The sequence below is a fragment of the Nostoc sp. ATCC 53789 genome, assembly GCF_009873495.1.
Taxonomy (GTDB): Bacteria; Cyanobacteriota; Cyanobacteriia; order Cyanobacteriales; family Nostocaceae; genus Nostoc; species Nostoc muscorum_A.
In genome coordinates this window covers 110691-137431 of the sequence record NZ_CP046706.1, presented here as the reverse complement: position 1 = coordinate 137431, position 26741 = coordinate 110691, and the positions used below count along the sequence as shown (strand labels likewise).

Here is a 26741-nt window from a genome sequence, read left to right as displayed (position 1 = left end):
GAGAAAAAAGCGCTTGATTATCAACAAAATTAAATTGTTGATAAATACTATTTAAGATTCCAGAGTTATGCTAGACTTGTGCCAGAGTTGTGACGGATTTATATGAGTTTGAGCCTGTTTTTATCAAATTCCATAAATTTGCCATAATTGCGCTATTAGCGACTTATGATTTGATGAAATGGTTGAGTAATTTTTGTTGAAAGTAGATGGCAGATTTAATAATCTCATTCGATCCGGGAGCATCCTTGAGTAGAGTTTTTTTTACTCTAGATTCAAGTAAGCCGGAGTTGCTTTTGATGGAACCCTACACAGCATTAATCCCGAAACAAAGCCTTTTAAGTTATGAGGAGGATGCGATTGGTATATCTTCTCCAGAGAATTCAGCTTGGATTGAATACAATCAGCAATGCTGGGGTATAGGATTAATTTGTCAGAGGTTTTTTGCAGATTTGAAGTTAGAGCAGCCAAAATTTGAGCTAGCGATTTATAAAACCTTGGCTGTAGTGGGTGCTATAGCTCAAAAGAAGTCGTTAGCCAACGGTGCAAGTATTCGTCTGGGCATCTTGTTTCCTTACGGAGAATACTCGGATCGCAAATTATTTGAGATATCGATTACAGGCGCTCTGCTCAACTTTAAATGGAGAGGTGAAAAACGCTCTTTCAAGCTAGTGGAGTTTGTTTGCCGCCCTGAAGGATTTGGATTGCTCTCACGAGGACGTACAACTACTCATAATTTGCGTTCACGGAAAGTAGCGGTGGTGATGATTGGCTTTCGCAATGCCTCTATTTTGATTATGGATAAGGGTGCGATGACAAGTGGAGTTACAGAAGACTTAGGGTTTCATAAGTTAGTATCATCAGTACAGCGTCGGGTAGCTGGACAAAAACCTCTGTCTCTTGCGGCTGCTATTAGTGCTGCTGGTTCCAAAATAAATCTAAAAGCCTTATTACCTTTAGTTCGAGTCGAAGATGCTTTGCTACAAGAATTAGAAATTCAATCAATCAAATCAGCAATCAGTATTGCTCGTGAAGAATATTGGGCAGTGCTTTCAAGTTATTTGCATCGTTATATTCCATCAGATATTGATGAGATTATTTTTGCTGGTGGAACTGCCCACTATTTCAAGAATGAATTGAATCGATTATTTCCGCGTCCTGAAAAAATTTCTTGTGATGCCTTGGAATATTTAGTACAGCAAGAATTTTTATCTGAGAAACCTAAATCAGATTTATCCTTTCGCTTAACTGATAACTACGGTTTTTTCTCTTATCTTTGTAAAAATTCTCAACAAGTCGCAAATCATGCCTGAACAAGTTGATTTTCGTTTTCAGTTCAGTACTTCATCTCCTTATCTTCCCCTTTTAAAATATCTGAGTCCCAAAAATAAAACTCTTGAATTTCCGAGACAAAACATGATTATCTGGGCAATCGCTGCCTTTTGGCATCCGATAGCTTGCCGATGGTTAGGAGGGTTCTCAGAATCAGATTTAAAATCAAAGGCAAGAATTTCAATTTACCAACTGCAACAACAAATTATTTATTTAGCTCAAACTTTTAACTTGGAGCAAGAACTGGAAAGTCATCTAATCGTTACAAACCCTGCCGACAAGGTTGATACACATTTGAGTTCTTCACCTACTCACGAAGATGATGATTGTTTACTAGAAAATGCATTTAACTAGGAATAAATTTATGCCTTATACCAAAGAACTGCTACAACAAACATATTCACTCTCTGTAGAAGACGTTGATGCCACGTTGACAGCAAGTGGTTTAGCTATTGACCAGCCTTCTTACAGTGATGAAGAAATTCAGTCTCGTTTTGATGTGATCCGAGCGTTGATTCAACAGGGTAAAACCTATAAACAAGCAGCTGCACATTTTCAAAGACAAGAGAAAAAACGTGCTGATAAAACTGAATTTCCACCAATGAATATTCTGGAAATGTTAACTCACATTAAATCAGAGTACGGCATTGAGCTAGAACTAACTGAAGCGATTGAGATTATCAGCGCTTGTGGACTATCTCCAAATCAGAAGGAGTATCGTCAGTTGGAGTGTGAGCGTTTTCTCGAAGCTTGCGACCTAATTAAGGAGCAAAATAAAACATATTTTGATGTAGCTACTCACTTTGGCATAGTTCAACCCCAAGATGAGAGCCAGTTAATTGCTGAGTTTTTTGGTGAAGAAGCATCTGTTTCTGAAGAGGAATTGATCAATTTAGTGGATAATATTACCCGAAAACGCGCTCAAAATATTCCCGGGCTAGTCAACCAAATGTATCTCAAGAATGTACTCCGCGCACTTTCGGAAAACAAACAGGATATTAAGAATTTTTATTCGGGACTAGAACAACGTATATTGGAGCGCATTGAGGGAAAGTCCCCATTGAAAACTCTAATGGCGAATCACTCGAATCACTATCCGATGAAAGATTTTCCGCTTTCTTCGCCCACGCCGATGCTATCGCCCAACGTGTCCGAGAGTGGAACGAGTACCGATTAGAACAAGAAATTGCTGACCAAAAACGCACCATCGATCTGAAAATCGAGAAGGCATCTGATGTTAAAGCTGTTGAAAAGTTAAAGAAGTCCAAAGAATGGTTGAAACATCGCCAACAGAGGTTTGAAAAAGTTAAAGAGTTGCTTTTCTGGATTGGTGCTTGGGTCGGCTCTGGTTGCTCTGGTACTTTATTTTTCCTGACTGCCATTGTTACATTCGCTACTCTTGGGCTAATCGCAGGACTCAACTGGCCTACCACCATCGCTTGTAAAAGTGGCTCTGGGGGATGTTATTTACTGCGATTTGATAAGAAAACCGTGATTCTTCCCCAACAATTCAAAAATATCCTTGCTGAGTACGAACGTAACTTGAACAAATCCAAACATCTTAAGAGGGAACAGGGAATAGGCAACAGGGAACAGGGGAATCCCCATAAATAAATTTAGGGGCTTTAAACCCTACATTCAGGGCTAATTTTTTCCTGTTAAGAGTTCTTTATTAAGAGTTGCCGCCCCAAAGGGGCTTCGTAAATAATTAAGAAATGCTCATGTCTGAACTACAACAAACCAAGCTTTGGGATGATTGGGACGATATTAATTTGTCTACTCCAGAACGTCGCATTGAACGCTTAGAAATTCTGCTGTGCCAAAAAGTCCACAAAGGCGAGGACATATCTCAATGTCTGCAAGTTTTAGAGTACTTGAAAAATTGCACGACTCACCAAGAGTTAGAGTCTGTTTTCTTTAGGCGAACTCAGTCTAAACTGACTTTCAACTTGTGGCAAATAATTGGTCAGGCTACTTTAATCTCCCTAGTCGCTATTTCTTGCTGTTTTGCCATTTATAAAATAGCTACTTCACCAATATCTAATAATTCTTCGTCGGAATTATCTCTTGGCAAACAATTATCAAAAAACACCCCACCACACAGTAAAAAACATCATAAATAAACACAGTAACAGCGCGGTATATTTATTTACTGCACTGCGATTACTGACTATGATACCCCATCAGTAAGGAGGCAGGAGGCAGGAGGCAGAGGGAAGAATTGTTTTCTAAAGCCTCCAACAATAACTGCCTTTCTTCGGTAATTTCTAAAATTTTTCTAGTTAACCAAGTGAAAAAGGTAGTTTATGAATATTTACTTTATGCCCAAGGTGAGGCGATCGCTTTTTTTCACATATTCAGATAAAATCACTGTATTTGATGGATGAAAACTTTCTTTACAGCATAACCTCACCGGGTTTAATAGGAAGTGTTTTTATCAAAAGGCAAGCTATCTTCCGGCTCAAAGTTCCGCAAGTCCTGTTCCATTTGGCGGCGGCGTTGAGCGTATGTTCTGCTGTCTTCAATCCTTTCTTTCATCCGTTCTTCACCAAAGTTAATGCCTTGTTCTGCATGTTCGGCAGATACAGCATCATAATTCTCGACTTCGTTTCTCTTACGCCACTCTTGGTGTTCCAAAGTACTTTCACTGATGCCAATTTTACGAGCGTATTCTACATATTCAGGTCTGAGAGAACCATCACGGTTAAATTCCTTTTTCTCTTGTTCAGTGAAGAAATCGTAGGCTGTGTAGATTGGCCACGGCTCTGGGTCAGTCTCATCCAGGTGCTTCCATTCGTCGTATTCTTCTTTCAACGAGAGAGCATAGTCATTAATTGCTTCGTTACTCATTCCTGTAGCCAACATTTGTTGTCGGGCTTCATCCTTCAAACTTCCATCTGAGTTGAATTCTCTTTTATTCATATTTACCCAACGCTTTATTCTCGACATAACAACCTCTCAAAAATTTAATTAATGTTCATCAAAATGCCAATTTTATGACTCTAGAATTCAAGCATTTCGACCCCAGGCTAAATCAATGGATTTATGTAGATGATAATCAGACTAGTCCTCAATCAATTTTAACTGAAAAGCTCAGTAATACTTTACTAGAATCATATTTCCCTAACAAAGAGTTTTCCTTTGGGCACTCAGATGAATACAGTACAGACGAGAATTTAAGGAATCATCCAGATGGACACATTTTATTATTATCTTCTAAGACCCGCTTACTTTATGGAGAAAAAGAATGTTTAGAAACGATTCAAAAAATTTGTCCAGACAGTAAAGACAGGGGTGCTTATGGTTCCATCTTCCTGGGGACTTGTAAAAATGCGATTCACGAAAAGCTAAACATTTTGGTAGTAGATGATTCTACTGAAAACAGGGGTGAAAACGGAGGAATATTATCAAATGATTTAGCATATAAACTAGTTGGTGACTGTTATGGACAAATTTCAACCCAACTTTATGACAAGCTAACTTTAAGACAATCACAGCAAGATAAAAGCTACCGTGTTATTCAGCATCGATTTGGTTGGATAGAAGGAGACGGAGAAGATACTACTAAATATCGTTTTGGAAAAGGGACACTGCGACCATACAAGCTTGATAAAATCAAATATGCAGATCCTAAAAATAAACCAAAAATAGATATAATTCTCCCCATAAGTAGTTTTAAGGGAACAGATAAGGACAGACCAACAAGGGCGACTAAACCACAGATTAAGCCAGGATTATATCAGCAAAATATTTGGTTGGCTGAAAAAGGACAATCACAGCAAGGTCAAATGTCTATCTCTCAACTCTTAGCATCTTTCCCCCAAGGAATTAAAGATTTTGCCGAAGAATTAGAGCTACAAGCTGAAAAACTAGCCTCTATTCAAGATGACCCAAGAATAGTTGCTGCTGACTATTGTGAAAAATATGAAAAACGCAAAGAATCATTGAACCAAAGTAAATTAAAAATAGGAGAACTTACTAGCCTTGAAGCAGATGTTAAAAACTTAGGGACAAATGATGACTTAGATGCAGATGAAGAATTAGATGACGAGGGTACTAAAGATGACTTGTTCATGTACAAGCTCATCAAAGCTGACTTGTTGGGTCATCAGCAGTTATTAGAAACGGAAAAAGTTAAACAGGAATTAAGTCGGTTTGTACAGAGCCAATGGCGAGATATCGCTCTGGGGAAAACGCTTACTTTTGACCGAGGGATGATTATTCCATCCAAGGAACTCAAAAATGGTGAAATTTGTGTTTCATGGGAAAAGAATGAAGAAAAAATTCTTAACTTCCGTTCTCCTTTTCTGAATTCTAACGGATTGTGTGTGTCTGCTAACAAGCACGTTGAAGATCGGCTCGGCCCAGATGGTAAAGACCTCAAAGGTGTAATCGTAGTTAGTGACGAAGACCACAAGCGTATACAGCAAAGAATTGCACAGTTAGAAGCGCTCTTAATCGATGTTGATTTTATCGATCCAGCCGAAACCGAATCAGAACGCCAAGCACGAGATTTTGACGGTGACTGCATTGGTGTGGCAAGAGCTAGCTTATATCCCAATTTAACAGCAGAGGCAGAGCGAAGGAATCTTCCCCAAAACGCCTATTCGCCCACAGTTAAGCTCAAAAAACAATCATTCTATGATCCCACCGATGGAAGCCAGCGCCCATTTGAAGAAATCGCTATCCACATGAGCGATAGCATCAGCGTGGGCATAATCAACAATCAAGTGACAGCACTGGAGGCATTAGAATCAGAAATTGAGGTACTAAAGACTTACGGTACTTTTGAGCAGAAATCAACTTATTTAGACCAAGTTTCAAACCATTACGAAACCCTGTTTGAGCAAGAACGCCAGAAAGAGCCAAAGTTAATTCGAGAAGAATACAAGCCTTATATGCAAGGGGTTGTTGAACTTGCTCATTCTCAAAGAACGCCAGAAACTATTCAGCAGGCGATGGACATTAACCGTCAAATGTACCGGAGCATGATTGAAGAAGGATGTTATCAAAACCAAATAGCGGTTGATTTATTCAAAAGTGCTAAAAAACCTGAGATGAATAAAATCCGGGAGAACAGCCGCTATTTGTATCGTGATGTTAATTATATTAAAGATAAGAAATCTGCGTCAGCTTATTTAAGGAGGGGGATAACACCAAAGGGCTACTCACCAGTAGAATTATTGATTAGCCAAACTAATAAATATTTCCAAGAATCACAGTTAGAATCGCGTCCCATAGTTCAGTTTAAAGACTTGTTCAAAGGGGTAGAATTTACACCACAGCAAAAATTTGCAGCGATCGCCGCCAAGTACGAGTTTGATCAGAAATTCAACACTGCGGTTCGTATGGAGCGACTCAGAGAAACCGAGAAGGGCCCATCAGCAAGCATCCAAACTCCACAAGGGATGCAACTCGAAATTGGCAATCTCACCCGTTACGGGCATCCCTTAATCTGGAAAGCCCAGACACTTAATATTCGCCTAGATGAGATTAAATTCACAAACAGTGAACGCCCCCATAAATTATTAGCGGTTGCACAGATAGATGGTGAGATTGGGGAAAATGGAAAACCCGCCTACCGCAACCTGGGGACAGTTAGCCAACAATCTGTGACTGACCACAACCTCAAATCGGGGATGACCATGCAGGGAGCTAAACTCCTAGAACTAAAACCAGAACTTACTAGAAGCCAAACTAAATTACTTTTCGACAAGGCACAAGAGGCGGCTCTCGCATTTTACGCTTCTATCCCAGAGTCAGAAAAACTTGCTCTATCCGCCGCCGCTTGGAATATCTGTGCATCCCGCCAGGATGAACTCGAAGTTGCAAGAAAAGAAAACGCAAACCCCCAGGCGATCGCTAAAAAAGTCTCCAATTTTGCTTTCGCTGCTTTCCCCAATGAGATTATCTCCCGCTTGGAGAAACTGCAATTTAGCGAACCGAAGTTAGTCACACTTCATAATGAAGCAAATCAATTTTTGGGCAGAAAGTGGAACCCAGACGAAAAGCACCCGATAGAAATCAGAGCTTCTCACCATCCACCAGGACATGAACGCCACGTTTCCAGGCTGTTGTTTGTCTGCGATACTGACGGCGAATATAAGGAATTCGCCATGCTCGAAACCAGGACTGGAATGTTACCTATTGGCACAAAGGGACAAGCTAGTTTCGTTGGCGTGGAACCCGCGACTGCCAAAGCAACTATTGGACTACCAGGAAACGAGCCGATTGAAATTACTATCCGTGAACTCAAGAACTTCTCTTATGCAGGACTTGTTTTTAACGCCGAACCCGTAAACTTAGAATTTGGCACTGTGCCGATTCCTGATAAAACAGTAAAAATCAAAATTGATGCTTTGACTCTGGGTGAGTTAGACAGTGATTCTGTCCAACAGTTAAAAGAAATTAATTATCTCAAAAATGGTAATCCCCTAAAATTAAAGCTCACGTCAATCTCTGAGACAGGAGATCAAGCTTTTGTGCTGGGTGAGTCCCCAAATGGTAATCTCCTCAAAATTAATAAAATTAACTTCTATGATTTTTCTGGTCAGACATTCAATGATCAAGATTACCGAAAACTGACTATCGAAACCTCAGCTTCTAAAACTAGGGATGCTGTGTTTTTGAATGGTGAACCCTTGGGGGTATTGCACTTCAAAAAAGACAAAGACGCGCTCAGACAACTTGGATTGCTCAAAACCGGAAAACTTACACTCGCGCCTGCAATCGTTGAAAGTAATTTTTCTGTTATTTGCGCTCAAATAGACGCTAATACCGTTGAATATCCCCAGAAGTGGACGAAGGAATTTCAGGCTTTTGAGACTCAATCGGTTAATTCTGAACAACAAGAGATGATTGAGAGTAGTGCGAATATTCTACATCAGATTAAAGAGCGTCCTACTTTCTTATTTTCTACCCAATCAAACAAAAAACTTGGAGTCATGGGCTTGGCTGTTGACAACCAGAAAGCTGAGACTGTGACAAAATGGTTAACTGCTCAAAATGTTAAATTCTCGCTTGCCCCAACGGAAGATGTTATCAGGGAAACCAAAAAAGGTCTAGCCGTATTTAACTTGGTTGATAGCTCCATCCCTGCCAAAACTTTGGAGAGCATGACCAAGAAATTCGGGGCAATTATTGAAACGGATAGTGAGTATCAACAAAGGGTTAATTCCCTCGCCACACGACCGCAGTTTTTGAAACCACCAGAACAAACAGCACAATCCCCACCTAACCAATCAACTCTATTACTCTCCACTACTCCTTCTACACCAGACATTAGTAATGGTGTGAAAACCGAACCTCTAAGTGTAGAGAAGCTCCCGACAGTCACTATTGATGATTTGAGAAATTGGTACAATGCCGCAGATAAGTTAGGGAAGTCGGAGAATTACAAAAAACGCATTGTAGAAGTGGCTTATGGGTTTAAAGCTGGTGAGCAATTATCAGCCGAAGCGTTGACAGTAATGAATAAAGATAAATTTGAACTTGAAGCCATCAGTCGGCTGACTCAAATTGCTCAAAAGATTGGCATGGCCTGGGGTAAATCTGATGAAAATGGTACTAAAGTCCAAGGGAAAATTTATGACTTGGCTTTCAATACCCAGCAGAGGGATTTAACTATTTTGCAGAAAGATGGAGAGGTAATTTTAAACTTGCAATCTGGGAGGGTACAGACTAATAAACTAACTCCACAGATATTGCAAACTTTTGAGGATGCTAATACTCAAATTGATCAAATATTAGCTAAATCTCAAGGGCAACAAATAGAGTTACAAAGATAGATTGTAAGAATTCAGTACCCAGGAGTCAGGAGTCAGAATTTATCAGGAATATAGAATGATTGGTATATTTGTTCATCAAATGTTCTCCTGATTCTTTAACTATTCAGTCCTTCTGAATTCAGAAGGACTGAATTCTTCCCGCAAAATACGCCAAAGAATTTCGTGCCAAACTTGGTTTACGGGCAAATGAATGAATTATTAATAGTAGACCTTTACCACCTGAATTGGAGCGCTGCAAATCTTAAACCCGGTTATAGAAGTAAAATTATAGAAGTTAAACACAAGAAAAATGACCGACGCACCTTTCCCTAACCGACTAGACCGTATTGAGCAAATAATCTTGGGTGTAGCTGAAAGACAAGCAAACACGCAAGCACAACTGGATGTACTCAGTCAAGAAATGAGAGAGCTTACCAGTAACGTTGACCGTGTTCTGGGTCGTAGTGCAATTTTGGATGATGTGTTACTTGAATTACGTGATAGTCACGAACAACATCAGCGAAACTTTGAGTCACACCAGCAGCAAGCAGAGGAGCATTTACAAGCATTCAAGGAACATCAGCGCACTACTAACGCTGCACTACAAAGCCTTGAGTCAATCTTGTTGCAGTTGATTAGAAATAATTCTTGAGATACGTAAGCAGTAGACCCCTGGTGAAATTGAAGTAAGGCGAATTTAATTATTGGCTAGGCGATCGCAGGCAGCGAGAAACCTTTGAGCAATAATCGCTTTAATTCGTCTTAGGTTAGTATCTTTCTTGTCTGTTTTGGCACGGTTATACCAAATACGCTAAATATAAAGGTAAAACAACTGCCAATGCTCGATTACGTTAGTGCAGGAATCGCGTTTTACATAACAATGCTTCCAGTACAAGAGTGGATACTAGAATTCCGCCTCGGTTATCTCGGTCGCTACTGGAGCCTGATAAGTGTTGCTGGCTTATTCATTGGCTTTTTGCTCTGTCTGCTGATATTTGTGCCATTGATCATTAACATGGCATTAGATCCGTTCAGATATCCAGATCATTTGGTCATGAGTGCGATCGCTGCGGTGATCTTTGGTGCAATACTTTGGCTGGGACAGTGGTTGATCCTACGACAGACTGAAATGATACCAAGAGTTTTTGCGCTCATCAATACAGTAGTTGGAATTTCTGTCTTCTCTGTGCTGGTATGGTTTAACCAAAAAAGTTTGCAATGGAGCGGTGGCCTGATTGAAGGCTGGAGAACCGGACTCATATTTCTAGTGGGTGGTACCTGTACTGGAGCGGCGACGGGTAAGGCATTAGATTTTTACTGTGGACGAGTTGAGCAGCGATTAATCAGACTTGAGAGGGAGAGGGTAGAACAAGAAACCCAAGAGCGAGAAAGGCTTTTGAAAGAAAGAATTGAGAAGGAGAAATTAGCGCAAGAACGCCTAGAAGCAGAGATGGCAGAGCGGAAAAGGATACAGCCAGAGGCGGCTCAAGAGGAAGAACGCCTGTGGTACGAACAACACGGGAAAGACTATGCTGATTATGAATATGACGAGGAGGAGGAATAACTTTGTGCTGACGGGGATGACCGTAAGCGATGCCTGCGGCGGGGTACGCCTACGCTAATGAATTAGCTGTTACTGATGGAATGGCACAGGCTAATTCCCCTTCTTTACCGTTTCCAACTTCATTTGACCGCTATAAATCAAAATCGAGGCTGAAGGTTTCGCTTGAAGAATCTTCTTCTTTCTCTTGTGCAAATGGAGTTGAAGTCATTGAAGGAAGTCTGTTCTCGTCAGTAGTAATCGGCGTGAAAGCTACTTGTTGTGTGGCTAATCCAGCCTTGATGAAAACAAAATAGCAGTCAATTATAAAGTAAAGCGTTTCCAGGTAACTTTTACCTAGTTGTTGGGACTCTGTAAATATGCGTTCTCGATAGTTTTCTTTAAGCCGAATTTTGATCGGAGCTAAGTCAAATTTTTCTGTCATTGTGATCACTTAATAGATGTAGTAGGCGAATTCTTGCTGCTGATGGCTTTTGCCATCTCTAAAAGCCCAGAAACATTAGCTTCCACCGGATTATCCAGAATTTTGAAACCGTTCTTCTCTAAAAGCTTCTTAAATCCAGGTAAGAGGCAGCCTCCACCTATCGCCCAGATTTCATCCCCTTGGTGTTTAGCATCAAGCGTCAGATTCACCACTTTCTTCAAGTATTTTTCATACCAATCTTTTAAGCAAGCGCTGTAAACATCTTTGATATCAATGTCCCGGCTGTAACGAGTATGCCCCATTTCCAGACAAAATCGGATCTTGGAGGCATCCCCGATTTTTCCGCCATTTAAATGCTTCATCTTTTGGGAAATATCATTGATGAGAACTTCTACACCTGTGGGGTAGGCGGTGTGAACTTCTCGTTTCCCTTGGTTGTAACGAGAATACAGAGTTGTGCCATTGCCAAAATCTAAAATGGTTAATTTTTTTGGTAGTTGATGCCCAAACAATGCACCCATCCCTTCTAGCACAACTTTCAGGACTTCGATCTTCACATCTGATTGTTTGCCAGCAAGTATTGGCTGATATTCTCCGTTTAGTACTTTTTGTAGTTCGTTAGCTAGACCAACATCATGTAAGCTGACGACTAATTTTAAATGCCAAGCCTTACGGTGTGGAAGATGTGCTAATGCACCGAATAATGTCAACAGTGCGTTGTTGACTTTGTTTTCATTGTTATCAGTGTTTCGGTCAAAATAATTTCCTGTACGGAAAGCTGATTCTCCAACTGTGTAAGCAGTACCGTTAAAAACGACCCTCCCTGGTACGTCTTCCATCTCGGCATTGGTTATATAGCTGGGGACACGAACTACTTCAAACCCATCGACTAAAAGTTTTAGGCTTCCATAACCGTTGTCAAAGCCAGCAGGAAAAATTTTTTGCAAGGTGTGAATGTTAGACATAAAGAGAAAGGTAATAGATTTTGATTTGTGAAAGTTATCTGTTCAGGTGAAGTGGGGAGCAGAGAAGAGATGAATAAAATAACTACTCTTTTTTTCTTCAGCGTCAAAAAATTATCATAACCTCTTGGGGGCTAAGTGGGGTAAAACCTCACTCAATCTGATATACCCCATATAGCCCCCATATAGCCCCCATGTGGGAGTCAAATTTTGCTCAAGCCTCTAAATAATCTTGGGGTACACACAGCCCCCATATAGCCCCCATGATTTTTTTTGAAATCTTTTCGATCAACGCAGCAGAAATTAATTTAGATAATCGTTGACTCTTTGATTTATACTTTACTGTCAATATTTTATTGAAAAGCAATTCAGTCTTGATCTATAACTGCTTGCTGACTAGGTAACGAGTGCGTTATTACTTGCTTACAGGTTCAGCTTTCTCTACTGAATTATCATTCACACCCAAAGTCAATTCCAAAGGAGTTTTTTGGGGGTAAGCTTTTACCACTTGTCGATAAACATCATAATTAGTAGGTAGTGTCTGCTGAGAATTACCCACTCCATAAGTCAGTTTGTACTTTACATCTTTCACTAATTCAGGTTTTCCAGCCTCTTCTTGAGGTCTTTTGTGTTGTTCAACTTCATCAACACTTGGTCGCGGCGGTAAAGTAGGCCACCATAACCCTCGGTCGTCTGGGCCAACAACTGCTCCTGGTGGTTTCAATCCATTCCGATTCACCACTGAAGTATTTGCAAAGGTTTTAATGCGTGGCTGTGGTTGACTAGTTAGGTCATTCGCATACTTGACTTGCCAGGAGTAACTGGTGAGTGCTGTAGCTTCATACTGTTCAGCAGTAGTAGTACTGCAACTAGTTAGTGTCAGTGCCGTTAGTGCAGTTATTATTAAGGGTAAAATTTTCAACTTTTGCATTATCAATCGAATATCTCTTACTAATCACTCTTGAAGAGGGAGTGTGCCATCATTCCTGCCAAGGTGAAGGTATCGTCGTAATCGAAAGCACTTCCCTTGCTTGCAGCCTAATGGCTGTTTGCTCACAGTTAGGGCATTTTACCTTTGTGAAAATCACTGAAGGTCGTCCTTTGTACTCGCCCATTACGGGATCTCCAGTGTACTCGCTGATTATCCCCTGTTTGCAATGGTAGCACTCGAATATCACACGCCCTACCTCCGAGTTGCAATCCAGGAATTGCATGTGCTGACAGGGTTCTGGCGGTAATTCTGGTTCTTCGGGGCGGTCTTGAAAGGGTATATGAGGTTTGGCTGCTGGTGGTAAATCTATTTTTTTCTTGTTGCGCTTGCCAGTCACCTGCGGCTCAACTTTTGGCGGCTTTATGGGTTTTTCATTGACAGGGACATGGCCGGGCTGTTGGCCAGTTGTAAGTTCTTCCGGCAACTTGTCATCAGCCGGGGTAGGGCTAAATAGCTCTTGTTTCTCTGTTGGTTTAGATGCACTCTCGGTTGACTGAGCTACTGTTTTTAGGACTGCATAAATAGCAGGTGTTTCTGCTACATCTTGGTATAGTTCTACTTGAGCATCACTGTTGGTCAAATCCTGCACCTCTGGTTGTTTAGCCGCAGGGATGTGCTTGATCAGTTTTGGTTGTTGTGCCTTGGGTGGTCGCTTAGTAGATTCTATGCTCATTGGAGTCGAAGTTTTTGACAGACTATTTTTAATGTAACTATAACTATCCTTATTGCTTCTGCTTTTTAAGGCAACTTGTAGATGCCATATATAGTATTCTTTTAAAACTCAACTTCTACAGTCATTGATGACCTTGCATAAATCGGCTAATATTTAGTGCAACATTTTTATAAAAATTAGATAAATTACACTAAGATCCTGCATGGAGTAGCATTACTCCATGCAGGATCTTAGAATTTTCTCAAAAAGTGGAGTAACGTTACTCCATAAGCCTTTAGTTTTTGAGCTATGAAAAAGAAAGCAGTTAAAAGAAAAATTAGATTAGATGTTAAATCCAATGCTGGTGGAACTGGAAAAACAACTTTAGTAACACATTTAGCGTACATCCTTGGCAAAAAAGGTTACTCAGTCACAGTTATTGAACTAGACCCATTAGGTTCTCTTAAAATCTTTACGGGAGCTTTTTCACAAACTGAAGATCCTCCTCCTGAAAAAACCCTAGCGTCTGTTTTCAGGGATGATTTCAAAGGCAATTACCCTTTGTTCCCTATTTGGGAAAACAAAATCCATAATGTCAATGTTATTTTAGGCGGCGCTCCGTTAGAAGAAAGTATTCATAAAATTTACTCTCATTCCAGAAAATATTACCTGCTTCATGATCGTTTAGAAGACTATCCGCTTGAATCTGACATTATTATTCTGGATAACCCAGGTGGTCTGGAACCTATGGGTCTAGTAGCTTTAGCCGCAGCGACAGACATATTGGTTGTAATGCAGTTAGAATATAAAGCTTTGTATGGTTCAGCAGGTTTGATTAATTGGTTTTATGACAAGATCAACGAGTTACGACTACGACCAGAGCCTAAAATATTAGGGTTTGTACCATCACAAGTAAATATAAAGAAAGTAGCCGCCCATCGAAACATTGGAGAAGAAATCCCTAATCAGTTACAAGAGCTTGGAATTTCATGTTTTCCGCCAATTAGAGAATCAAACCAATTTATTAATGCGAGTGGAGTAGGGCTTCCCATTCATTTATTTGCACCTGCTTGTGAAGCTATTAAAGACTTTGACCCCATCGTTACCAAAATTATAGAGCTAATGAGTCAGGACTAATGCTAAAACCAGATATTTCTAATGCGTTTGCAAATGCAGGACAATCACAAAAAATTCATCATTTAACTAAACGAGTTGAGGAACTCGAAGCTGAAATTAATCAACTTCGAGCCGTGGAAGTTGATAGTGAAGAAAAAATTGTTCTAGAAGCCCGTATTCAAGAGCTAGTTACAGAATTAGCTGACAAACAAGGAGTTTCAGAAGTTCCAATTAACTTGATTGATCGAAATCCTCGCCAGCCTAGACAAACTTTTACTAAAGCTAGCATACAGGGAATGGCTGAACTCCTTAGAAAACAAGGACAGCATACTCCTGTAATTCTCATTCCTTTGTCTAATGGTAGATACTTATTGTTTGATGGAGAAAGACGATGGCGATCTGCACCTGAGATTGGATGGAATACTCTAAAGGCTGTATTTCTACTTACTGGGATCGAAGCAGATGATCGTGAACTTCATCGACAAGCCCTTTCAACAACTTTGCATAGAGAGGATCTTAATACTCTCGACTTGGCAGAATCTTTAATTCAACAAATCATATATGACTATCCTGAGTTGTCAGAACAGAAAGATAACATTCCACGTCTACTTAACGCAGCTATGAGCCGACTAGAGCGTAATCGTAAAAATTTGGAGTTGTCTGAGATCCGAATAGCTTCTCAGGAAAATCAACGGCAGTGGTTAGAATCTGTTGACTTTAAAAGTGCTGAAGAACAGAAAATATTTGATGTTATATTAGCATTACAACTTAACCCTACTTCTATTGATACTAATATTTTTCCTTTGCTGAAACTATCAACAGATTTAAAATCTGCTATCCGAGAAGAAGGGCTAGAAGCCAGTAAAGCTAGGGAATTGAACAAGCTTTCTGCCACTCAACTAAAGCTTAATGAGGCTCAATCTCGAAAAATTAGGGTTCAGTTAGCCCAAAGAGTCATACAAGAAAGGCTTTCTTTGAGCCAAACCAAAGCTTTAGTTAAAGAGACACTAAGCCAGTATAAATCTGCCAATATTTCAAGTAATGAAAATAAAAAAGTTATTAGAACAGTTAAAACTATCCGTTCTATTAATTTTGAGGAATTTCATCACAATCAACTTGAAGAAGTTCGTCAAGCTCTTCAAAGTAAGCTACAAGAAATTGACAAAAGAATAGAGCTATCCAATAAAGGTTAATCTGTTAATTCCAGAGAAAATTTTTTTAACTTTTCGGAAAACCTCTAAAAGCTGTCGCCCTCCTCAAGCACCCAAAAAATCAGCAGTAGTCCCACCCAAGAAAAAGATAAGCCTAGAACTATAACAAATAGAAGTGATGAAGGTAAATTAGGTTGAGTTTTAGATGATACTAATAGTGGCTGTTTAATTAGTATTTATGTACTACATTCATCTGAATTCCAGTATTATAATGATGTGCGGCATCTGATGATAAGCAATGTCCACTCCTCCTAATCTTTCTCCTCAACAAATAAACGCCTTTCCTCAACACGAAACAATCACCGGAGTCGTAGAACGTTTAACTTTTTACTCTGCTGAATCGGGTTACACAGTGGCAAGACTGACCCGCCCCCGTAGCACCGAACTCACAACAATTGTCGGCAGCTTTGCTAATATTCAGCCAGGTCAAACTCTACAGCTAACTGGTTTCTGGCGTGACCATCCCCAATTTGGGCCACAGTTCCAAGTCATTAATTACCAAGAAACCAAACCAGCCACTCTCACTGGAATTGAGAAATACCTTGGCAGTGGGCTGATTAAAGGTGTAGGCCCAGTAACAGCCAAGCGTATCGTCGCTCACTTCGGTTTAGAAACGCTCGACATTATCGAAAACCAGATTGAACGACTGATTGAAGTCCAGGGTATTGCCAAAAAGCGAATCACTCTCATTAAAAACGCCTGGTCAACTCAAAAAGCCATCAAAGAAGTAATGGTATTTCTCCAGGGGCATGGCGTTTCTACCACTTATGCTGTGAAGATTTACAAGCAATATAAAGATGAGGCGATTGCTACTGTTACCAAGAACCCTTATCAGTTAGCAGCCGACATTTACGGGATTGGTTTCCTAACTGCTGACAAGATTGCGAGAAATATCGGAATTGCACCGGACTCAGAATTTCGTTATCGTGCGGGGATTGTCCACTGTCTAAGTGAAGCTGCCGAAGATGGTCATTGTTACCTGCCACAAAGCGAACTGATTGATTCGGTAATCAAACTGCTGACTACCGAATCTCATCAGTCCACAGAAGAAGCGGTTGCGATCATTATTAAAGATATGGCTCTCGCAGAGGAACTGATTAGAGAGTGGGATGAAGAAAAAAGGCTACTTTGCTATAAGCCGACTTACTTTCATACGGAACAGAATTTAGCTCAATTGATACGCCAACGCTTGGAAAATCCTGTTGGCACTGACATTGAGCGTGTGCGTGATTGGATTGACCGCTTTACAGCCAGCCGTAAAATTCAGCTTTCACAACAGCAACGTCAAGCTGTAGAAACAGCAGCCTACTCCAAAATCATGATTTTGACTGGTGGCCCTGGCGTTGGAAAGACCTTCACAACTCACACCATTGTCAGCCTGTGGAAAGCAATGGGTAAATCTATTGCGTTGGCTGCACCCACTGGACGGGCTGCTCAACGCTTAAATGAAATGACAGGACTTGAAGCAAAAACTATACATCGCTTGTTAGAATTTGACCCTCGCTCAAGGGGTTTCAAGCGCGATAGCGAAAATCCTTTGCCTCACACGGCAATTATCGCTGACGAAGCTTCGATGCTTGATTTGTTTCTGGCTTACTCCTTGGTTAAAGCAGTATTGGCTGGCGCTCTACTATTGTTGGTGGGTGACATTGACCAGCTACCATCTGTGGGCCCAGGTCAAATACTTGCTGATTTGATTAATTCTGGTTGCGTGCCAGTAGTGCGGTTAACTCAGGTATTCCGCCAAGCTCAAACAAGTGCAATTATCACTGCTGCTCACCAAATCAACCGGGGCCAGTACCCAACAATCGAGCCAATCTCCGACAATCCTGTGTCTGATTGTATTTGGCATGGTGGAGGTCATCAGCCTGAACATGGAGTGCAAGCAATCTGCGAGTTGATTACAGACTTGCTCCCTCGACTAGGTTTTAATCCTGCCACTGATGTCCAAGTGCTTTGCCCGATGACACGGGGAGTTGTGGGTACTCGCAATCTTAATACCGTGTTGCAGCAGTTGATTAACCCACCCAGCCCCAGCAAGGTGGAGATTAACAGAGGTGGGAATTTGTTACGCGAGGGCGATCGCATTATCCAGTTGACCAACGACTACAACCGCGAAGTCTTCAACGGCGACCTGGGGATTATTCAAAGCATTGATACTGTCGAGCAAGAAGTTACAGTACTGTATGGTGAGCGGACTGTAGTTTACGATTACGCTGACCTGAATGAAATTGCCCTTGCCTGGAGCATTTCGATTCATAAAAGCCAAGGCTCAGAATATCCGGTGATAGTTCTGCCAATCTATATGCAGCACTATATGATGTTGACCCGGAACCTGTTTTACACCGGGCTGACCCGTGCCAAGAAATTAGTGATCGTGGTTGGAGCAAAAAAAGCGATATCTCTGGCGGTGCGCTCTACTTATGACCAACGGCGGTACACAAGGTTACAGCAACGCTTGCTTCAGACAGGGCTGCATTGGTGAGATGTTTTGGTTCTTCAAAATAGAAAACTTTATTGAGCTATTTGATTTATACTTTTGAATCCCCTAGTTTTCAAAAAAGCGTTGAGTTTGTATGTCCAGCCTCAGTTCCGATATGGTTCGCATCTATTTGCAAGAAATTGGTCAGTATCCTTTATTAAAACCAGACGAAGAGATTGCTTATGCTAGGCAGGTACAACAGATGATTGCCATTGAGCAATCTAAAAATGAACTCATCCAACAGCTAGACCGGGAACCAACAATGACAGAATTAGCCAATGCTGTTGAAAAAACCGAAACACAAATCCGAGCAGCACTACACCTTGGTCAAAAAGCTAAACAAAAAATGGTGACAGCTAACCTGCGACTAGTAGTTTCTGTTGCTAAGAAATACCAGAACCGCAATTTGGAATTCTTAGATTTGATTCAGGAAGGAGCAATTGGCTTACAAAGGGGTATAGAAAAGTTTGATCCCAACCGGGGGTATAAGCTATCAACCTACGCCTACTGGTGGATTCGTCAGGAGATTACACGCGCTATAGCAGAACAATCGCGCACTATTAGATTGCCCGTTCATATCACTGAAATACTTACCAAAATTAAGAAAGTACAGCGAGAAAGCTTTCAAAAACTCGGTCGTCATGCCACTGCCGAAGAAATTGCATCAGCATTAAACATAAGCACAGATAAGCTTCGAGAATATCTCACTGCTTCTCGCACAGCCATTTCTTTAAATAAACAAGTGGGAGATGAAAAAGAGACAGAATTGGGCGAAATTTTAGCCAGCGATGCCGCTTCACCAGAAAAACTCCTTAGCCAAGAACTTCTATCGCAAGATGTAGCTAAATTCTTAGAACCATTGACACCTATACAGCGTCAAGTGTTGACTTTAAACTTTGGGCTAGAGAACGATCAGCATTTCAATCTCGCTCAGATTGGCCAACAGCTAAACCTCAGCCGAGAGCGGATTCGTCAAATCCAGGTCAAGGCGATAAGTATTCTCCGCCATCGACAAAGCGACATGCAAGAGTATTTATTTGATTAAGTAGAATTACTTTCGTCAGATGATGCACGGATCTTGTAGAACTAAGACGAAAAACTATATTAAAGAAGTAAGTCCACAACAGTAATCAGTCAATGCCCAGCAAAACTATTGATGTCCGAGAGTACACCGTCAGAGCGCACAAACGGGAAATTCATACTCGCGTTTTTAACTTTGTGTGTAAGCAGTGCGAACAACCCACACAACGAGAAACTTTTGGTGTGCGACCACTCTACTGTGAAAGATGTCGTCCGCCACAAGCGCCCAAGCAATCGAAATTAGTCCCTATAGGCAAGAGGAAACCTAGAGCGATGAACTATAAGAGTGGGAAGGATATAGCTGGGTGATTTTTTGTTTTGAGGTAAGAGCGATCACCAACAGAGGGCAGTTACGCCATCGCACGAAAGTGAGTGAAGCAGGTAGTTATGTGTGAGGTTACGGCAGTTGCATGAAGTGGCTAGCCGTGACTCTTCTGTGGATTCGCTGTTACAAGGGTTGGGGATTTTGTCAAACCGTATTTGTGATCCTTGCAGCCAAAGCTGCTGGCGGCTGTTGAGAGAGAGTACAACCTTGTATGGAGACAGCCAAAGTAAACTTGATTGTTAATGCAACAATTCAACAATTATCTCATTGTATGAAAGCAATCCTTAATCTCATTGGTCTTCTGTGCTTGCTCTTAAGAGACGCTGCATTGCAACGTTTCAAATGTTGGGTGCGAAATGGGAAATTGCGTATTTCTAGGCATTTACAACCTTGGGAAATACCCGATTCAAGTCTAATAAAACATCTTCAAATCCAGGAATCGCTACTGACTGATGTGGTAAAGATATCTGCTTGCTGAGATAATTGAATTCACCTTGAGCATTTTGATAGGGTTGGCTATAACGCTCAAGTTGGCGAACATTTAAGTTGACAATCCAATAATCAGAAATTGCGGCTTCTGCGTAGATTTTTAACTTTGTTGTTTGGTCGTAATCTAGGGTTGAGTCCGAAATCTCAATCACTAAAAAAATATCTTCTGGATAAGGATGATGGGCGAGATAATCTTCGTCTTTGCCACGTGCTACCGCCACATCTGGTTCAGGTTCACTTTGCGAAGGCAAAGTAATCGGATCTTGTCCGCGAATCACAGCGCGATCGCCCAACAACCGATCCAATTGGCGGCATAAAATAGAACCGCAGACTGTATGAGGTGTGCCCTTGGCTACCATCTGAATTAGTTCTCCGCGAATCAACTCGATGCGATCGCTCTCCTTTAGAAATTCCAGTTCAATCAGCCGATGATATTCGTCAATAGTAAATCGTTTTGGTGTGACAACGTTCATGGGACATCATCGATTTAACTGTTATGTACTTTCTAGCTTACCATCTGTATTCAAGAGAGTGGAATTGCCCCAACTGTGGGATAAATTACGACAGAGATATTAACGCAAGTAAGAATATTTTGGCTGCGGGACTCGCAGTTTCAGTCTGTGGAGCGAACATAAGACCTGACAGCCTTAAGGCTGAAGGGCAGTTGCGAAATACCCGTAAGGCTTGCCTTGAGCGTAGCCGAAAGGGAAAGAAACAGAAACCTAAGTCGTGAGTCTTAGGAATCCCCGACCATTTACGGCGGGGTGGATGTCAAACTGTAGCTGCGAAAAAACGTAGTTTTTCATGCAGGGCAATCGGTGGCAGTCCAGTTTTTTGGTATCTTATCTTGGTATTACACCCAAGACCTTGCACCCTAGTTTTGGTTAACATAGAAATTCCCCTGAAATTGCACACATTGTATGCCCAAGACTTGGAACATCAAGATAGACAACTATTTTCAAGCCAACCCCAATTGCATCATCGCCACCGCCCATGTAGACTCATTCCCGATAGACCTACCACTAGAACCGAACATCCGCGAACCGAACCGCAAAAGCGCGACCTACAGACAAATGTTCGATTCACTGACCACCGAACCCGAAAAATTCTTCTCTCGTCATAGCGGAATCGTTCTGTCAGCCAATAAAACTAAACCTGTCAAGAACAAAACTGAACTAGAGCTAGAAGTCTTAGAAGCTAACGAGGGAGGTAGTGATGGCATTATTAATGGGGGGCATACAGTTTTAGCTTTTGAGCAAGCGAAAAATTACAAATATGACCTAACCGAAGCCAGAGTAAAAGTTACGATTCACATCGGGCTGACTGAAGAATCAGCCAAAGACATAGCCCTAGCTTCAAATACTACAACGCCAGTAGATTCTCGCTCCAAAGTCAACGCTAGGGGTGATTACAAATTCATCAAGCAGTACCTAGCCCAGTTAGAAAGAGCAGAAGATAGAAAATTTAGAATAGCCTATTACCAGAATCAAAGCGGCGCTCCCAGAAATGCCCAGTGCAATGTTACCCATTTGCTGAAGCTCCTTTACTGCCTCGACAGAAATAAATACAACCCCGACGGCAATAAACGAACCAAACACCCAGCAGGGATGAGTCTTCCAAGTAACATCACAGATGCAGAAAGGGAAAGATTAACCGCCTTACTGCCTCTGTTAACTCATGCTCTGTGGATAGAGCAAAGACTTTATGAAATAATCCAAGACCATATCAGCAACCCCAGAAGAAAGGGTAGTAACGATTTAGCATCAATTGATATACGTAAAACGACGTTGTTGCCGGACAGTAAATATTCTTTCGGGTTTGGTGCGCCAACTGACTTGGCATTACCGATAATTGCGTCCTATCGGGTATTTTTGGACAAGGACTATAAATGGATTCTGCCGTTTAACGAATTTGCTGAAGATTTTCTCCAACACTTGTGGAATAACTATTTCCGTAAATATTTGGTGTCGGAGAAAACAGCAGGGAATACAGTCGGCACAAAAATCAGCCGCAATCAAGAGATTTGGGAAAGTTTGTACATTTCGGCGCAGAGTTATCTAAATCAGCACTTGGTTAAAATGGTCAACTCCAGTAAGTCAGAAGAACCGAAGGTGACACAAGGTACAAAAAGGCGTGTGCAAGCAGATAAGAAATGATGAAACCCTTAATAGGCAATAGTTAAAGCTAAAATTTCTTTAAATCTTTCACTGTCGGACCGTGTAAAACTTCCCCTTTGCAACTGAAACGTGAACCATGACAAGGACAGTCCCAACTTTTCTCGGCACTGTTCCAAGCAACAACACAACCCAAGTGAGAACATACCGCAGAAACAGCGTGTATTTCTCCTGTTTGATCTCGGTAAGCGGCAACTTTATCCCCATCGACAGTGACTAGTTTTCCTTCACCGATAGCCACATCTTGCAGAGATTTATTCAATCCCTTGAGGCGATCGCCTACCCAATGAGCGCCAACTTCCAAGTTTTGCTTTATACCTTGTGGAGTGAGAAAAGGAGTGGCGCGGGTTGAATCGTACAAATCAGCCGCAGGATTTTCAATGCCTAAAATCTGGTCTGAAAGTATCATTCCAGACAAGGTTCCTTGAGTCATGCCCCACAGACTAAACCCAGTTGCCACAAAGGTATGCTTGCTTAGAGGAGTTAATTTTCCTACATAAGGTATCTTGTCAAAAGATACAAAATCCTGAGTAGACCAACGATAGTCAATGGAATCGATATCAAAGCGAGAACGGGCATAATTTTCTAAATCTAGATATTTTTCTTCAGTATTCTCCACTGTTCCTACTTGATGACCGCCGCCACCAACAAGTAGCAATAAGCCATTCTTGTCAGGAGTAGTGCGAATAGAGTAGTATTTTTCTCCTGAACCGATGTACATTCCCACAGGTGCTTTCTGCTCTGCAATCCGCGCACCAATGATGTAAGAACGTTTGGGGTAAGTTTTAGCAAAGAATAATCCTTCATCGGTAATGGGAATATTGGTTGAAACTATGACATTTTGTGCCTGAATAATTCCCTTGTCAGTAGTAACTTGACAAAGATTATCTTCATCGACCTTGAGTACTCTTGTATTTTCAAATACGTAACTTCCATTACCAGGAATCTGCTTGATCAGGTGTAAGAGGTATTTGCGAGAATGAAATTGTGCTTGGTTGTCAAACTTAACAGCACCAACAATAGGAAAGGGCAAGGAAGTTTCACGAACAAATGTGGCGGGTAGTCCGATTTTTAGTGCTGCTTCTACCTCTTTTTCAATGTCCTTGAGATGATCTTCAGTTTCTGCGAAAGTATAGGCACTTTGGCGACTAAAATCACAGTCGATTTGTTGTTCGGTAACTGTTTTAGCAATGAATTCTAGTGCTGCTTGGTTTGACTGTGCATATATCTGTGCCTTTTTTTCACCATGATTTTTAATCAAATCGGCATAAATCAATTGGTGAAGTGAGGTAACTTTGGCTGTAGTATGACCGCTAACACCAGTAGATATTTGTTGCGATTCAATTACGGCAACGGTTTTACCTGCGCGTTTAAGTAATGTTGCAGCAGTGATTCCTGCAATACCTGCACCGACAATTGCAACATCCACAGATAGATTATTGATAAGTGGTGGAAAATTAGCTGTGGGTGTTGAGTCAATCCAGTAAGAAATGTGCTTTCCTGATATATTAGGCATATTTTTTGAGATAGTGTTCGATAAATCCAATTCTTTGATCACAGAGTTAGCTTTCAAAATAAAGGTCAGACTGAAATAGTTAGTTTTGCTTCAACAAGGGATAATGTGCCACTTCATTTTTCAATTCTGATTTATACGAATACTTTTCAAACTTATCTTTAAAGTAGACGTTTTTGCATATAAAATAAAACTATCTTATGGATAAGCTTGCTTGAGAAATTAGAAGAGATATATCAGCCATCAGACAGATAATAATATAAAAAATAGAGATAACCCACCTACAATGTAGCGATTGCAACACTATTAAAGATTTTAAAAATAGATGGTTGTATAGTTACAATGAGTATCAATACAACTGAGAATAATGCAATTTTGAACTCAGAATTTGGTTTTGGACAAAGGTTGCTGAGGCTAGTTTAAAGGTTTTTTGTTTGCCTTTTCCTCTTGCCTTTTCCCAAAAATCCGACAAGTATTTCAATGAGTATTTATTTTTCTTGATGATGATCGTTGGTATTTTTACTTATTTCAGTAGGCTTGCGACAAGGTACGCCAGAACCCTGATTATTTCGTTGAGATTTTTCAATTAGTCTGCGAACCGACACGTTTAAAGTGCTATCGTCTGCACTTCTAGCTATAATTAGCCATACTAGAAACAGAAATCTCATCTATATAACTGTAATGACGATCAAAGAATTGCTATTACAAGAAATTGACAACACTCCAAACGAACTACTAGAGGATCTACTTGGGTTTTTGAAATCACTCAAAACATCTCCAAAACATCCACTAGCCACATATAGAGAACTCTTAGAACGCATTGATTATCTAGAAGCAATAGTAGGTATTCGTAAAGGACTAGATGAGTTTGAGCAGGGTGAAGGAATTCTGTCCGACCAAGCCTTGGCAGCCCTAGAACAAAAACTAGGCATTCCGCCTCGCCCATGAGTTACCAGGTTCTCATTCAACCCACTGCCTTTCAAGAAATCGAAACATCCTATCGTTGGATGTGCGACAATCTGAGTGCTGAAGTAGCCAATAGCTGGTATTATGAGCTTCTTGACGCTATCGCTTCACTGAAAGAATTTCCTAATCGGTGTAGCATAGCACCAGAAGCACCAGTGATTGGTCGTGAAATTCGGCAACTTTGGGTTGGAAAACGAAGAAAATATCGAGTTTTATTTTTCGTGTCAGAAAATACTGTAGCAATTCTTCATGTTCGCAACAGTCGCCAATCTGATCTAGGTGAAGAATCCGAGTGAACTACTCAGACTTGCCTCCGGCTGAAGTCTGAGCTTCTGTAATCAGGGGGGAGTGCCTTGAAGATCAGGACTTGCACGACATGGTAGACATGTTAAGAACCAAACACCCAGCAGGGATGAGTCTTCCAAGTAACATCACAGACGCAGAAAGGGAAAGATTAACTACTTTACTGCCTTTGCTCTGATGTGGCCGCCCTGTAATAATTGGAAACCATATCTCTTCAACATTTATATAATTTAAAGATAAAAATCGTTGAATTTCCTTTCTTCTACTTTCAAAAATATTGGTATATGTAAACCAGTAGCCAACGCTTCAAGGCTAACAGTTTTAATAGACTATAGTAAATTAATCAGAATTTTTATGAATAAATATTCGGCACGTCCTAGTTTCCGCTTCAGGTGTATTTCGTAGAATTCCGGTAATATTGTCATTAATTAGAACTTATTGCAAATAAAGGCTCTTTTTGTTTTACCATAATTTGCCACATTCTTTAGCCTGTAAATATTCCGGGGTCTTGTGTCTCCCCTCAAGGTGATTTGTATCTACCGAAAAGTATAGATCCGTTGGTAATGTTATCAAACTGTTGGAATACTGTAATAATAGAAGCTGGGGTTAAGTTAAATAAGTGATTTAAGTCCGTCCTATAACCGTCTTGCTTCCTGTGCTATGTCCTGATTGTCGCTCATCAGATATTATTAAACACGGTAAATCTTCCAGAGGGTAAGCAACGTTACCTGTGCCAGAATCGGGAGTGCCTGCGCCGGATATTTTTATCAATACAAGACAGCCTAGACGGACTAGACAAGTTAAGCATCAAATTATAGAGATGAAACTCAATGGCAATGGAGTTCGCGATATTGCGCGAGTGTTGCATATTAGCCCGGCAATAGTAATCAGAGAATTAAAAAAAATTTCCCAAATTGGATCGGTGAATCAAAAATTGTTGCCAACTATTCAATCCGAATAAGTGGAGGTAGAAATCAAGCTGGTGGAAGTGGAAGAAGAAGCCTTGGAAGGGATTGAAGAGTCTGAACTAGATGAAATGTGGAGTTACGTAGGTGCTATCGAGCGTCTGACAGTAAAAGTTTTAGCTTACGCATTTGGACAGCGCGCAAGACTAAGTATTTCTGAAGCTAAAAAATTTATTAGAGCCATTTGGTGTTAGGAAATACTGTACAGATGGTTGGGGAGTTGATGAATGGCATTTACCTCCAGAAAAACATGAGATTTGCAAGAGAAAGACTCAAATAATTGAACATAAACATCTAAATTTAAGAACTCGGCTTAAGCGACTGGCTAGAAAGACAATTTACTTTTCTAAGACTGAGGAAATGCATGACTTGGTTATTGGGCTCTTTATCAATCGCTACGAGTTTGGCTTAAACGTCTAACAACAGTTTAAT

General features: G+C 40.8%; 27 protein-coding genes and 2 pseudogenes. 20 read left to right on the top strand and 9 right to left on the bottom strand.

All coding sequences use genetic code 11. The annotated features are described in order from the left end of the window. The first annotated feature begins 206 nt into the window (after positions 1 to 206). The 5 genes from GJB62_RS34025 to GJB62_RS34005 all read left to right on the top strand — a co-directional run bounded on the left by GJB62_RS34025 (position 207) and on the right by GJB62_RS34005 (position 3452). On the top strand, positions 207 to 1310 hold the full coding sequence (locus GJB62_RS34025; protein WP_114083941.1) for a ParM/StbA family protein: 1104 nt from the start codon (positions 207 to 209) through the stop codon (positions 1308 to 1310). Further along, the gene (locus GJB62_RS34020) at positions 1303 to 1683 is read left to right on the top strand and encodes a hypothetical protein (RefSeq protein WP_114083940.1); all 381 of its coding nucleotides are present in this window, start codon (positions 1303 to 1305) and stop codon (positions 1681 to 1683) included. Before GJB62_RS34025 ends, GJB62_RS34020 begins: the two co-directional genes overlap by 8 nt. A gap of 10 nt (positions 1684 to 1693) precedes the next feature. Further along, complete coding sequence (locus tag GJB62_RS34015; protein ID WP_147262544.1) at positions 1694 to 2506, top strand: hypothetical protein; 813 nt, start codon at positions 1694 to 1696, stop codon at positions 2504 to 2506. Positions 2507 to 2604: 98 nt separating this feature from the next. After that, positions 2605 to 2943, top strand: a complete 339-nt coding sequence (locus tag GJB62_RS37810; RefSeq protein ID WP_199346471.1) for a hypothetical protein — start codon at positions 2605 to 2607, stop codon at positions 2941 to 2943. Between the two features lie 107 nt (positions 2944 to 3050). After that, complete coding sequence (locus GJB62_RS34005; protein ID WP_114083938.1) at positions 3051 to 3452, top strand: hypothetical protein; 402 nt, start codon at positions 3051 to 3053, stop codon at positions 3450 to 3452. A 295-nt stretch (positions 3453 to 3747) separates the two neighbouring features. On the opposite strand, the gene GJB62_RS34000 is transcribed toward GJB62_RS34005, so the two are convergent. Beyond that, positions 3748 to 4278, bottom strand: coding sequence for a hypothetical protein (locus GJB62_RS34000; RefSeq protein ID WP_245246316.1), 531 nt, complete (start codon positions 4276 to 4278; stop codon positions 3748 to 3750). 47 nt (positions 4279 to 4325) lie between these two features. On the opposite strand from GJB62_RS34000, the gene GJB62_RS33995 reads away from it, so the two are divergent. The 3 genes from GJB62_RS33995 (at position 4326) to GJB62_RS33985 (ending at position 10659) form a co-directional block, all read left to right on the top strand. After that, a complete protein-coding gene (locus GJB62_RS33995; protein ID WP_114083936.1) occupies positions 4326 to 9116 on the top strand; it encodes a hypothetical protein in 4791 nt (1596 codons plus the stop codon). Between the two features lie 289 nt (positions 9117 to 9405). Further along, on the top strand, positions 9406 to 9747 hold the full coding sequence (locus GJB62_RS33990; protein WP_114083935.1) for a hypothetical protein: 342 nt from the start codon (positions 9406 to 9408) through the stop codon (positions 9745 to 9747). 228 nt (positions 9748 to 9975) lie between these two features. Next, positions 9976 to 10659, top strand: coding sequence for a hypothetical protein (locus GJB62_RS33985; RefSeq protein ID WP_159402675.1), 684 nt, complete (start codon positions 9976 to 9978; stop codon positions 10657 to 10659). 130 nt (positions 10660 to 10789) lie between these two features. On the opposite strand, the gene GJB62_RS33980 is transcribed toward GJB62_RS33985, so the two are convergent. From GJB62_RS33980 to GJB62_RS37805, 4 genes are all read right to left on the bottom strand, one after another. Continuing rightward, positions 10790 to 11080: a hypothetical protein gene (locus GJB62_RS33980; RefSeq protein ID WP_114083933.1), complete on the bottom strand. Its 291-nt coding sequence runs from the start codon at positions 11078 to 11080 to the stop codon at positions 10790 to 10792. A gap of 5 nt (positions 11081 to 11085) precedes the next feature. After that, positions 11086 to 12045: a ParM/StbA family protein gene (locus tag GJB62_RS33975; protein ID WP_114083932.1), complete on the bottom strand. Its 960-nt coding sequence runs from the start codon at positions 12043 to 12045 to the stop codon at positions 11086 to 11088. 412 nt (positions 12046 to 12457) lie between these two features. After that, positions 12458 to 12973 (bottom strand): hypothetical protein, encoded by a 516-nt coding sequence (locus GJB62_RS33970; protein WP_114083931.1) that lies wholly within the window; start codon positions 12971 to 12973, stop codon positions 12458 to 12460. 49 nt (positions 12974 to 13022) lie between these two features. Beyond that, on the bottom strand, positions 13023 to 13706 hold the full coding sequence (locus tag GJB62_RS37805; protein WP_245246315.1) for a hypothetical protein: 684 nt from the start codon (positions 13704 to 13706) through the stop codon (positions 13023 to 13025). 288 nt (positions 13707 to 13994) lie between these two features. Between GJB62_RS37805 and GJB62_RS33960 the strand changes: the two genes are divergently transcribed. The 5 genes from GJB62_RS33960 (at position 13995) to GJB62_RS33940 (ending at position 19883) form a co-directional block, all read left to right on the top strand. Continuing rightward, positions 13995 to 14822, top strand: coding sequence for a ParA family protein (locus GJB62_RS33960; protein ID WP_104899617.1), 828 nt, complete (start codon positions 13995 to 13997; stop codon positions 14820 to 14822). Further along, complete coding sequence (locus GJB62_RS33955; RefSeq protein WP_114083930.1) at positions 14822 to 15994, top strand: ParB/RepB/Spo0J family partition protein; 1173 nt, start codon at positions 14822 to 14824, stop codon at positions 15992 to 15994. The genes GJB62_RS33960 and GJB62_RS33955 overlap by 1 nt, the downstream gene beginning before the upstream one ends. Positions 15995 to 16250: 256 nt before the next feature. Then, on the top strand, positions 16251 to 18497 hold the full coding sequence (locus tag GJB62_RS33950; RefSeq protein ID WP_159402674.1) for an ATP-dependent RecD-like DNA helicase: 2247 nt from the start codon (positions 16251 to 16253) through the stop codon (positions 18495 to 18497). A 91-nt stretch (positions 18498 to 18588) separates the two neighbouring features. Then, on the top strand, positions 18589 to 19539 hold the full coding sequence (locus GJB62_RS33945; protein WP_159402673.1) for an RpoD/SigA family RNA polymerase sigma factor: 951 nt from the start codon (positions 18589 to 18591) through the stop codon (positions 19537 to 19539). 92 nt (positions 19540 to 19631) lie between these two features. After that, positions 19632 to 19883 (top strand): hypothetical protein, encoded by a 252-nt coding sequence (locus GJB62_RS33940; RefSeq protein ID WP_114081260.1) that lies wholly within the window; start codon positions 19632 to 19634, stop codon positions 19881 to 19883. A 390-nt stretch (positions 19884 to 20273) separates the two neighbouring features. Here GJB62_RS33940 and GJB62_RS33935 read toward each other — a convergent pair whose 3' ends face one another. Next, positions 20274 to 20861, bottom strand: a complete 588-nt coding sequence (locus GJB62_RS33935) for a Uma2 family endonuclease (RefSeq protein ID WP_109012796.1) — start codon at positions 20859 to 20861, stop codon at positions 20274 to 20276. 16 nt (positions 20862 to 20877) lie between these two features. Between GJB62_RS33935 and GJB62_RS33930 the strand changes: the two are divergent. Continuing rightward, positions 20878 to 21121, top strand: a pseudogene (locus GJB62_RS33930) (zinc ribbon domain-containing protein); the annotation flags it as partial. A gap of 187 nt (positions 21122 to 21308) precedes the next feature. After that, positions 21309 to 22544 carry an AIPR family protein gene (locus GJB62_RS33925; RefSeq protein WP_114081261.1) on the top strand — a complete coding sequence of 412 codons (1236 nt, stop codon included), beginning with the start codon at positions 21309 to 21311 and terminating at the stop codon, positions 22542 to 22544. Positions 22545 to 22572: 28 nt separating this feature from the next. On the opposite strand, the gene GJB62_RS33920 is transcribed toward GJB62_RS33925, so the two are convergent. Both GJB62_RS33920 and GJB62_RS33915 read right to left on the bottom strand, forming a co-directional pair. Next, entirely contained in the window at positions 22573 to 24078 is a 1506-nt protein-coding gene (locus tag GJB62_RS33920) for an FAD-dependent oxidoreductase (protein ID WP_159402634.1), read from the bottom strand. 485 nt (positions 24079 to 24563) lie between these two features. Further along, on the bottom strand, positions 24564 to 24743 hold the full coding sequence (locus GJB62_RS33915) for a hypothetical protein (protein WP_147262590.1): 180 nt from the start codon (positions 24741 to 24743) through the stop codon (positions 24564 to 24566). Positions 24744 to 24756: 13 nt separating this feature from the next. Between GJB62_RS33915 and GJB62_RS33910 the strand changes: the two genes are divergently transcribed. Together GJB62_RS33910 and GJB62_RS33905 are read left to right on the top strand one after the other, a co-directional pair. Next, positions 24757 to 25023, top strand: coding sequence for a prevent-host-death family protein (locus GJB62_RS33910; protein ID WP_114085662.1), 267 nt, complete (start codon positions 24757 to 24759; stop codon positions 25021 to 25023). Then, complete coding sequence (locus tag GJB62_RS33905) at positions 25020 to 25337, top strand: type II toxin-antitoxin system RelE/ParE family toxin (RefSeq protein ID WP_159402633.1); 318 nt, start codon at positions 25020 to 25022, stop codon at positions 25335 to 25337. Before GJB62_RS33910 ends, GJB62_RS33905 begins: the two co-directional genes overlap by 4 nt. Positions 25338 to 25536: 199 nt before the next feature. Here GJB62_RS33905 and GJB62_RS37800 read toward each other — a convergent pair. Further along, positions 25537 to 25763, bottom strand: a pseudogene (locus tag GJB62_RS37800) (IS4 family transposase); the annotation flags it as partial. A gap of 311 nt (positions 25764 to 26074) precedes the next feature. On the opposite strand from GJB62_RS37800, the gene GJB62_RS37795 reads away from it, so the two are divergent. From GJB62_RS37795 to GJB62_RS37785, 3 genes are read left to right on the top strand one after another with little or no spacing between them, the layout of a single operon-like run. Further along, positions 26075 to 26305: an IS1-like element transposase gene (locus GJB62_RS37795; RefSeq protein ID WP_245246313.1), complete on the top strand. Its 231-nt coding sequence runs from the start codon at positions 26075 to 26077 to the stop codon at positions 26303 to 26305. A gap of 21 nt (positions 26306 to 26326) precedes the next feature. Further along, positions 26327 to 26503 (top strand): hypothetical protein, encoded by a 177-nt coding sequence (locus GJB62_RS37790; protein ID WP_199346549.1) that lies wholly within the window; start codon positions 26327 to 26329, stop codon positions 26501 to 26503. Next, positions 26466 to 26729, top strand: coding sequence for an IS1 family transposase (locus GJB62_RS37785; RefSeq protein WP_199346551.1), 264 nt, complete (start codon positions 26466 to 26468; stop codon positions 26727 to 26729). The genes GJB62_RS37790 and GJB62_RS37785 overlap by 38 nt, the downstream gene beginning before the upstream one ends. The last annotated feature ends 12 nt before the right edge of the window (positions 26730 to 26741 follow it).